Below are 9,240 nucleotides of genomic sequence, written 5' to 3' on the forward strand. Positions count from 1 at the left end.
CTCACCCGGCCTTGGCCAGGATCAGCGAGCAGTTCTGCCCGCCGAAGCCGAAGGAGTTCGACAGCACGGCGCTCACCGGCGCCGACCGGCGCTCGGTGACGATGTCCAGCCCGCGCGTCACCTCGTCCGGCTCGGTGAAGTTCAACGTCGGCAGCACGGCCTGCCGTTGCAGGCTGAGCACCGACAGCACCGCCTCGGCCGCGCCGCTGTTCGCCAGGGAGTGCCCCATGGCGGACTTGTTGCCGGTGACCGGGATACGGGCGGCCCGCGTCCCGAACACGGTGTGCAGCGCCGCGGCCTCGCAGGTGTCGTTGGCCTCGGTCGAGGTGCCGTGCGCGTTGACGTGGTCGATGTCGCCCGGGGTGAGCCCGGCGTCGGCGAGGGCGGCGCGGATGCACTCCGCGTAGTGCGCGCCGTCGCGGGAGCTGGACGTCATCTTCACGGCCTCGGTCACCCCCGCGTACCCGGCGACGCGGGCCAGGATCCGTGCGCCGCGGGCCTCGGCGTGCGCCCGCGACTCAAGGACGAGGAAGGCGGCGCCGTCGCCGATGACGAAGCCCGAACGGTCCTTGTCGAAGGGGCGGCTGATCCGGTCGGCGTCCCGCCCGTCGTACGGGGCGAGCGCGCCCACCCCGTAGAAGGCGGTGACGGAGGTCAGCGTCGTCAGGCTCTCGGCGCCGCCGGCGAGCGCCACGTCCAGCGCTCCGCTGCGGATGTAGCGGTAGGCGCTGCCGATCGCCATACCGCCGGCCGCGCAGGCGTCGGCGTGGGTCTCCAGGACGCCGGCCGCGCCGAAGTAGTCGGCCAGGCGCACGGTGGCGGTGTCCGGCTGGATCTGCTCGTAGCGCCGCGGGTCGGGCCCGCCCTCGTCGAGGTAGCCGTCCAGGTCCAGCGCGCCGCCCTCGAAGTCGATATGGGCGGCCAGGCCGGCCAGTTCGGCGGGCTCCATGACCATGCGGTTGCAGGCGAGGAAGACGCCGCCGCGCTCGGCCTCCAGCCGCCGGGGCAGACCGCTGCGCTCCCATGCCTGGGCGGCGGCGTGCCAGGCGAGCGTCCCGGCCGGCCCCAGCGGTCCGGCCTCCTCGGGCACCGCGTCCGCCAGCGCCTCGCGGACGCCTGGGTCGATATGCGCGGAGACGGCGCAGGGCACCCCCCACTCCTTGTGGAGCGGGTGCTCGGCGATGAGGGTGTGCCCCTGCGCGAGATGGTCGAATAACGACTCGGGGTCGGTCAGCCGACCGGCCACCAGGCCGATCCCGGTCACCACGACCTCATGGCCGGCCCCGGCGGATGTCTGGCGGTTCACCTGATTTCTCCTAGGAGGCTCCGCCCCTCAGGACGGGGAGGAATGAGCCCTTGGACCGGAGTCGCGCAGCGGCGGACTTCTGTGCACATTCGTTCTGACCTGCACTTTCTCTGATTGTCAGTGGGCGGGGCTAAGGTCTCGATCATGGCGACGGCGCAGGGAACGACTGAGGGGTCCGGGCACGCCCGGTACACCTTCCGCCTGCGTGTGTCGTCCACGGCCCGTACCGGTCTGGAAGCGGAGTGGGCACGGTGCCGGTGGGTGTGGAACGAGTGCGTGGCGGTCTCCCGCAAGGTCCATGCCCGCAGCAAGGCCGCGGGCGAGAAGGTGACGTGCGGCCCGGCACAGCTCGACAAGATGCTGACCGAGGCCCGGCAATCGATGACATGGCTGCGTGAAGGCTCTTCGGTCACTCAGCAACAAGTCATACGGGACTTCGCGAGGTCCCGTGCCAAGGCACTGAAGGACATCAAGGCCCGGTTGCCGATGCGGCAGCGCGCTGGGATGCCCCGCATCAAGCGGAAGCGGGACGCACTGCTGACGCTGAACTACACGCGGCGCGGGTTCTGCCTCAAGGACGGCCGCCTGCACTTGGCCGGCGGGATCGTGCTGACCGTGGTGTGGTCCCGTGATCTGCCGTCCGACCCGACATCGGTACGGGTGTACCGGGACAACCTTGGCCGCTGGTACGCCTCCTTCGTCGCGACCGCGCCCGCCGAGCTGCTGCCCGAGACCGGTGCTGTGATCGGTGTGGACTGGGGCGTGAAGGAAACCGCCACCACCACCAGTGACCACCACGACCTCCCCCACGCCCAGCACGGGAAGACGGCCGCCGCGAAGCTGGCCCGCTACCAGCGGATGATGGCCCGTAGGAGTACCGCGAAGCACCGGCCCGACACCGTCGGGTATCGCAAAGCCCGTAAGGCCGCGGCGAAGGTGTCCAAGAAGATCGCCCGGCAGCGGCAGGACATGGGACGCAAGTGGGCCAAGACGATTGTCCGGGACTTCGACCACATCGCAGTGGAGGACTTCCGCCCGAAGTTCCTCGCCAAGACCACGCTGGCTCGTAAGGCGGCCGACGCCGCGATCGGCGCGACGAAGGCAACGCTGGTCGAGATGGCCCGCAAGCACGGCCGTACCGTGCACCTGGTCCACCCCGCGCACACCACTATGGACTGCGCACGGTGCGGAGCGAGAGCCAAGCACGCACTCCCCCTCTCCGAGAGAACGTATACGTGCACCGCGTGCGGAACGGTGTCCCCCAGGGACAAGAACTCCGCCCACGTGATGCTCGTCCGGGCTGGTCTCAACCCGGCTAGTGCTGATCTTGTAAGACCTGCCGCCTGCCAGGTGTCAGGCGAAGTGAGCTAGGAATCCCCCTTGTTTCCGAAGGGGAGGAGTCAATTGCGTTCCTTTCGCACGAGCGCCATCTGCCACTGCCCGCCGACTCAGCCGACCGGCTGGGCGTGCCCCAGCGCCTCCAGCGCCGCGCGGACGCCGTCGGCCATCACCTCGTCACCGGTGGCCGGCTCCAGCACCACGCCGCAACCGGCGCACTGGGCCTTGCCGGAGGGGCCTGTCTGCGCCTTGTCGGCGGCGCATTCGGTGCAGACCTCGGGCAGGTGGTCGAAGATCCGGTGGGTGAAGGCGGCCCAGTGCGCGCTGGTGGCCGCCCCGGCGACCTCGTACGGGCGCATCCCGGCGTGCACCTGCTCCTCGGAGTAGCCGAACGCGCTGCGCCGCAGCACCTCGGCGGCCAGCTCGGAGATGCCGCCCCGCTCGTCGTAGAGCCGCTCCGAGCCGCCGAGCGCCGCCGCCAGCTGGTCGAGCACGTTCGACTTCGGCAGCGCCACGCCGAGCTTGGTCTCCATCTCGAAGCGGAACTCGACCAGGTCGAGCGATTCGGCGCCGAGGTCGGCGACGAGGGTGGCGTCCGCGGTGATCTCGTCGACAGCGCTGCCCAGGACCTGTGCCAGGCCCTCTCGGACAATGTCGTGGATCTGCTCCGCCTCGAAGGGGTTCTGCATGGTTCTCTCCTCGTCTCTGCGCACTGCGGACGTATGGACAAGCACTTTGGATGCGGCCGATTTCAGCCACAGAAAATCCAGGGAAACGACAGCGGAAGTTGCCTGGAGACGCGCTTCACCGCGCATGTGAATCGTCGGGTCAGCGCCGGAACGAAAGATTCGACAAAGGACACTGGCAAGACCTGAAAAACCCATGGCAAAACAGACCGCAACTACTGCGAGTCGTCCCGCGCGGAGGTTTGCAAATTCACGTCAGAAGTGTCCGACAAGAGGTGACGACCGCCTCGGCGGCACACTCGGCCTCAGAGCACAGAAGGCCGGAAAACGCTTCCCACCTGCGGGAAGGTCTGATTTCAGACACCTATTCAGGCAACGCTGAAGGCGCTACACATGACATCCCCCGTAGCAAAAGATCCCCCGGTACCCGCATGCGCGGGAACAGGCCAGAAATCGTCGGCGAGCACCTCGTCGTGATCCCCCACAAGACCTGTACCGCCTCTCCGAGAGGCGCGATAAAAACGTTACCAGAGCCATCTGAGAGCGTCACGCAAATGTGCGATAGGTCACCTGACCCAATCCCATCCGGAAGGGATTAATCCAAAAGCATCCATGGTAATGAGAACCTTAACGGCGGGTTCACATTCCCGAGGTTTCACTTTCCACCGGCCCGATACACCGCTGTGCACGCAGCCGCCGCGCATACGCCGGCAGCGACCGCCCCAGGTTCACACTCACCGCACCGACCAGCCGGTCCCCGCCGTAGTGCGCCACCAGCACCGCGCCCTCGGCCGGATCCCCCGCCTCGACGACCACCCGGTCACCGCCGCCGGGCAGCCCGACCGACTTGATCCGCAACCCGAACGCCGCCGTCCAGAACGACGGCACATGGTCGTACGGCTCGGCCGCCGCCGGCCCGGCCAGCAGATTGCGCGCCGCCAGCTCCCCCTGCGCCGCCGCATTGCTCCAGTGCTCCAGCGGCACCGGCCCGCCGGCCGTCCGCACCGCATCGCACACCGCCGCGTCCCCGGCCACCACCACGGCGGGATCCACCGCCCCCGGCGCCCCGGCACCCCGCGCGAACAGCCGCTCGTCGCAGTGGATCCGACCACCCGGCAGCGCCAGCCCCGACCCCGCCAGCCACCGGGTCGCGGGCACCATCCCGATCGCCACCACCACGCAGTCCGCCGGCAGCACACCCCCGTCGACCAGCTCCACGGCGCTCACCCGCCCGCCGCCGGCCCGAAAACCCACCACGCCGACGCCCAGCCGCAACGCCACCCCCACCCCGCGCGCCGCCGCGGCCACCACCTCCGAGACCGCCCCGCCCAGCGCCCCCAGCGGCGCGGCGGACGGCTCCACCAGCGTCACCCGCACCCCCAGCCCGCGCAGCGACGACGCCAGCTCCACCCCGACGAACCCGGCACCGACGACCACCACCTCACGGGCCCCGCCGGCCACTTCGGCCCGCAGCGCACGGACGTCCGCCAGCCCCCGCACCGTCAGCACCCCGGCCGGCACCGGCGCGCCGGGCCAGGGTCGGGCCTTGGCGCCGGGCGCCAGCACCAGCCCGTCGTACGGCAGCGCCGTACCGTCGGCCAGCCGGACCCGCCGCCGCTCCCGGTCCAGTCCCACCGCCGCGGTCCCCCGGATCCAGCGGGCACCGAAGTCCTCGGCGCCCGCCAGCCGGATATCGGCCTCCGCCAGCGTCCCGGACACCAGCTGCTTGGTCAGCGGCGGCCGGTCGTAGGGCAGTTCCCGCTCGTCCGAGACGAGGGTCAGCCGACCGGCGAACCCCTGCGCCCGCAGCGACTCGCCGGCCCGCACACCCGCCAGGCCGGCCCCCACCACGACCACCTCGCGCAAGGTCAGGCCCCTTCGACCGAGATGGCCCGCACCGGACACGCCCGCGCCGCCGCGGCCACCTTGCCGGCCAGCTCAGGAGCCGGATCCGGCGCGACCACCGGCCGCTCGTCGTCGTCCAGCGCGAACACCTCGGGCGCCACCAGCGCACACTGCCCGAGCCCGTCGCACAGCCCGTGATCCACCACGATCCGCATGCCCACGTCCCCCCGCTCCTCAGCGCGCATAGCGCAACGGCAGCTCGACCAGGCCCCGGATCGCATCCGACGGCAGCCACCGCACCTCGTCGGCCGGCACCGCCAGTTCCAGCGTGCCGAACCGCCGCAGGATCTCGGTGAGCGCGATCGTCGCCTCCTGCCGGGCGAGGCGCTGCCCCAGGCAGAAGTGCGCCCCCATCCCGAACGCCACATGCTGCGCGGTCGCCCGGTGGATGTCGAACGCATGCGGATCGGCCCGTACGTCGGCATCGCGGTTGGCCGCGGTCAGCAGAAAGCGGACCAGCTCCCCCGCACGGATCGTCACGCCCCCGGCCTCGATGTCCTCCCGCGCCACCCGGTTGACCGTGGTCATCGCCGAGCCCCTGAAGCGCAGCGCCTCCTCCACCGCCGCGCCCACCAGCGCCGGATCGCGGCGCAGCGCGGCCAGCTGCCCGGGGTGGGTCAGCAGATCGTGCAGCGCGTTCGCCAGCAGATTCGTGACCGTGTCGTGCCCGGCGATCAGCAACACCGCGGCGAACGACGACAGTTCCTCGTCGCTCAGCGCACCGCCGTCCTCGAACCGGGCGGCGATCAGCTCGCTGAGCAGGTCCTCGGTGGGCCGCGCCCGCTTGGCGCCGATCAACCCGATGCAGTAGCCGAACAGCTCCACCGCCGCCGACTGCATCGCCTCCGCGGACGGCGCCGCGGAGATGTCCATCGCCCACTGGCGGAACGGCTCCCGGTCCTCGGCCGGCACCCCCAGCAGCTCGCAGATCACCTCCAGCGGCATCGGATAGGTGAACTCCTCGATGAAGTCCGCCGTCCCGCGGTCCCCCAGCTTGTCCAGCAGCTGCCGGGTGATCTCCTCGATGCGCGGCTCCAGCTGACGCACCGCCCGCGAGGCGAACGCGGCGCTCACCAGCCGACGGTTCCGGGAATGCCCGGGGTCGTCCTGCTCCAGGAGCATCACCGCCATCCCCGGGACCAGCGCCCCGTGCGGCGCATGCGTGTGCACGTCGTTGGACAGCCGCGGATCGCCGAGCAGCTCCCGCGTCAGCGCCGCCCCCAGCACCGTCCAGGTCTCCTGCCCGTTCAGCTGCCGCGTACGGATGATGCCGCGGCTCTCGGCCAGCCGCTCCAGCTCCCGCTCCAGTCCGGCCGACGACGCCAGCTCGGCCAGATCCACTACCTCGGTCATGTACAGATCCCCCCTAGACGGCCCCGGGCTTTTAGTCCCGGAGCAACTGCACTGCGAAGTGAGCCAGTTGTGCGTCCATCGCGACCGAACGGCTGCCGGCGATACCCGACCGCATCAGCGCCGCCCCCTCGATGAACGCCACGAACGTCTCGGCCCTGGCCCGGCAGAACTCACCCGACCAGTCCGGCCGCCCCTGCTGGACGAACGCCTCCACATGGGCGACGTACTTGCGGTAGAACTCCCGCACCACCACGGCGATCTCCTCGTCCCGCGCCGCCAGCGCCCACACCTCGACATAGAGGCGGACCAGCTGCGGGTCCTCCTGCTCGGCGAGCACCACGGCCACCACCTCGCCGGGGTCCGCCGGCCCCGCCGGACTCTCCAGAGCCGACGGATCGTCGCGTACCACCCGCAACCCCGTCGTCTCCGCCAGCCGCGCAAGCGAACGATCCAACGCCCGCTCCAGCACCGCCTTGATCAGATCGGCCCTGGTCGGGAAGTAGTGCTGCAGATGCCCGACCCGCACCCCCGCCTCACCGGCGATGGCCCGCAGCGAGGCGTCCGACCCCTGGGCCACCAGCACCGCCTCGGCCGCGTCCAGCAGACTCGTCCGGCGGATGCTGCCCTGCCGGGTCAGCGTCGAGCCCTTCCCCGCGGCGCCCGGCTCCTTCTCCTCCGTCATGACACCTCGACCTTCACGCCCGCCTTCTCCAGCGCGGCGACGACATCCTGCGGCAGCGGCGTCATCTCCGGGAACGCCACCCCCTCCGGCGCGGCCGCACCGTCCTCCCCCAGCACCCGGCGCAGGCCCAACAGCCCGCCCAGCGCCGTGAGATGCGCCTGCCCGGCCGGATCGGTGAGCGTCGCCGTGCGCCGCTCACCGCCCCGCCCCCGCACCTCGATCCGCAGCAGCGCGCTGCCGCCCTCGCCCGGCGAGTACAGCATCGACCGGCGCGTCGACTGGAAGCGGTCACCGCGCCCCCACCGGAAGAACCCGGTCTTCTTGAGCGCCAGCAGCGTGGACGTCGAGGAGTTGGCGCTGAAGCCGATCCGGGTGAGGGCCGTGTCCACACCGAGCACCAGCGGCAGCGTGAACTGCTCCGGTGTGTCGATCCGCGCGACCTTGGTCCGGTGCCCGCCGATGTCCACATACCCGGCACCGCTCAACGGCATGATCATCCGCCGCCGGCCGCCCTCGGTCACCTCGTAGTCCAGGCCCAGCCGGTCCATGAACTCCACCGAGTCCGTTCCCGCACGGTCCTTGAGGTCGTAGCGGATGGCGATCTCCACCGCCGACGCCCCGCCGACCTCGGCCGCCAGCGCCGCGGCCACCAGCGCGGTCACCCCGCCCATCCAACTGGACGACAGCAGCACCGGCGCCCGGACCGACGCGACCGCCGCCACCGCGGTGGCCCGCTGCAGCCGCGCCGTCCAGCGCGTGATGTCCACGTACGGGACACCGCCCCGGATCGCGGCCAGCAGCACCCGGTCCTCGGGATCGTTCACCGTGCTGACCACGGCCCGCACCCTGGCCGAAAAGGGCTCCGGATCGCTCAGATCCCAGCGCCGCACCGACGCACCGACCTCCTCGGCCAGCGCCCGTCCACGCTCCGGAGTACGCCCCGTGAGCAACAGCGGCCACGAGGGAGCCGCGAGCCGCGCCAGATCCCCGCCGACGGTGCCGTAGCCACCGACCACCAAAACCGGCCCTGTCACATCAAGCTGGATGTCATCGTCCACACGGACGAGACTAGGTCACTCGACCTAGAAAAACAACGACGACTTTCCCGCGCCACCCCATCGCCCCGGAATTCACCACCCACACCCAACTGACCTGCGAAAACGAGGAGTTGCCCATGATCGAAGCCGTTCTTCCCACGCCCGCGGTGGGCGAGGACGCCTTTGGCGACCCGGACCGGCCCCCCACCGGACCCCCGCCGTCCCCCGCCCTCTTCCCCGCCGAGGAACGGGCCATCGCCCACACCGGCGCCAAGCGCCGCCGCGAATTCACCACCACCCGGCACTGCGCCCACCGGGCCCTCGCCCGGCTCGGCCTCCCCCCGACACCGCTCCCCCCAGCCCCCACCGGCGCCCCCGCCTGGCCCCCCGGCATCACCGGCAGCCTCACCCACTGCGCCGGCTACCGCGCCGCCGCCGCCGTCCGCACCAGCGACATCCCCCACCTCGGCATCGACGCCGAACCCCACGCCCCCCTGCCACCGGCCGTACGCAACGGCATCACCACCCCCGCCGAACGCCGCCACCTGCACCGACTCGACGCCACCCACCCCCACATCCCCTGGGACCGCCTCCTCTTCAGCGCCAAGGAATCCCTCTACAAGGCATGCTCCCCACTCATCGCCCGCACCCTCCACTTCGACGACGCCGAACTGACCTTCACCCCGGACACCCACACCTTCACCGCGCTCCTGCCGCTCCCCGTCCCCCGACTGACCGGCCGCTGGCACGCCGGCCACGGCATCCTGATCACCGCCGTGGCCGTCCCCCCACTCCCCTGACGCCACCGGCCCCGCTCCGGACAACGAACCGCCCCGGAAACGCAAAATAGCCTCGTTCCCCGAGTCGAAACTCGGGGAACGAGGCTATTCATCAAAATTAGTTCGGCGGCGTCCTACTCTCCCACAGGGTCCC

At 71.1% G+C, this 9,240-nt stretch carries 9 protein-coding genes; 2 read left to right on the forward strand and 7 right to left on the reverse strand.

The genetic code is table 11. The features are described from left to right. Position 1: 1 nt before the first annotated feature. Positions 2-1,306, reverse strand: a complete 1,305-nt coding sequence (locus tag ACZ4NB_RS16815; protein WP_467662142.1) for a beta-ketoacyl-[acyl-carrier-protein] synthase family protein — start codon at positions 1,304-1,306, stop codon at positions 2-4. 144 nt (positions 1,307-1,450) lie between these two features. Here ACZ4NB_RS16815 and ACZ4NB_RS16820 point away from each other — a divergent pair, with 144 nt between their 5' ends. Continuing rightward, positions 1,451-2,677 (forward strand): RNA-guided endonuclease InsQ/TnpB family protein, encoded by a 1,227-nt coding sequence (locus ACZ4NB_RS16820; RefSeq protein WP_467662144.1) that lies wholly within the window; start codon positions 1,451-1,453, stop codon positions 2,675-2,677. Between the two features lie 77 nt (positions 2,678-2,754). Here the strand turns inward: ACZ4NB_RS16820 and ACZ4NB_RS16825 are convergent, their stop codons facing one another. The 6 genes from ACZ4NB_RS16825 to ACZ4NB_RS16850 all read right to left on the reverse strand — a co-directional run bounded on the left by ACZ4NB_RS16825 (position 2,755) and on the right by ACZ4NB_RS16850 (position 8,328). After that, on the reverse strand, positions 2,755-3,333 hold the full coding sequence (locus tag ACZ4NB_RS16825) for an acyl carrier protein (protein ID WP_467662146.1): 579 nt from the start codon (positions 3,331-3,333) through the stop codon (positions 2,755-2,757). A gap of 636 nt (positions 3,334-3,969) precedes the next feature. Then, positions 3,970-5,187 carry an NAD(P)/FAD-dependent oxidoreductase gene (locus ACZ4NB_RS16830; RefSeq protein WP_467662184.1) on the reverse strand — a complete coding sequence of 406 codons (1,218 nt, stop codon included), beginning with the start codon at positions 5,185-5,187 and terminating at the stop codon, positions 3,970-3,972. A gap of 11 nt (positions 5,188-5,198) precedes the next feature. Continuing rightward, entirely contained in the window at positions 5,199-5,390 is a 192-nt protein-coding gene (locus ACZ4NB_RS16835) for a ferredoxin (RefSeq protein WP_467662185.1), read from the reverse strand. 19 nt (positions 5,391-5,409) lie between these two features. Further along, positions 5,410-6,588 (reverse strand): cytochrome P450 family protein, encoded by a 1,179-nt coding sequence (locus ACZ4NB_RS16840; protein WP_467662147.1) that lies wholly within the window; start codon positions 6,586-6,588, stop codon positions 5,410-5,412. A gap of 31 nt (positions 6,589-6,619) precedes the next feature. After that, the gene (locus tag ACZ4NB_RS16845) at positions 6,620-7,270 is read right to left on the reverse strand and encodes a TetR/AcrR family transcriptional regulator (protein WP_467662149.1); all 651 of its coding nucleotides are present in this window, start codon (positions 7,268-7,270) and stop codon (positions 6,620-6,622) included. Then, entirely contained in the window at positions 7,267-8,328 is a 1,062-nt protein-coding gene (locus ACZ4NB_RS16850; RefSeq protein ID WP_467662151.1) for a saccharopine dehydrogenase family protein, read from the reverse strand. The genes ACZ4NB_RS16845 and ACZ4NB_RS16850 overlap by 4 nt, the downstream gene beginning before the upstream one ends. 116 nt (positions 8,329-8,444) lie before the next feature. Here ACZ4NB_RS16850 and ACZ4NB_RS16855 point away from each other — a divergent pair, with 116 nt between their 5' ends. After that, positions 8,445-9,107 (forward strand): 4'-phosphopantetheinyl transferase family protein, encoded by a 663-nt coding sequence (locus ACZ4NB_RS16855; RefSeq protein ID WP_467662153.1) that lies wholly within the window; start codon positions 8,445-8,447, stop codon positions 9,105-9,107. Positions 9,108-9,240: the final 133 nt, after the last annotated feature.

Source organism: Streptomyces sp. NPDC026575 (genome assembly GCF_055567415.1).

Bases quoted from the DNA above. Each gene is read 5' to 3' on its own strand.
- ACZ4NB_RS16820 (WP_467662144.1), top strand. From the start codon at position 1,451: ATGGCGACGGCGCAGGGAACGACTGAGGGGTCCGGGCACGCCCGGTAC.
- ACZ4NB_RS16825 (WP_467662146.1), bottom strand. From the start codon at position 3,333: ATGCAGAACCCCTTCGAGGCGGAGCAGATCCACGACATTGTCCGAGAG.
- ACZ4NB_RS16835 (WP_467662185.1), bottom strand. From the start codon at position 5,390: ATGCGGATCGTGGTGGATCACGGGCTGTGCGACGGGCTCGGGCAGTGT.
- ACZ4NB_RS16840 (WP_467662147.1), bottom strand. From the start codon at position 6,588: ATGACCGAGGTAGTGGATCTGGCCGAGCTGGCGTCGTCGGCCGGACTG.
- ACZ4NB_RS16845 (WP_467662149.1), bottom strand. From the start codon at position 7,270: ATGACGGAGGAGAAGGAGCCGGGCGCCGCGGGGAAGGGCTCGACGCTG.
- ACZ4NB_RS16855 (WP_467662153.1), top strand. From the start codon at position 8,445: ATGATCGAAGCCGTTCTTCCCACGCCCGCGGTGGGCGAGGACGCCTTT.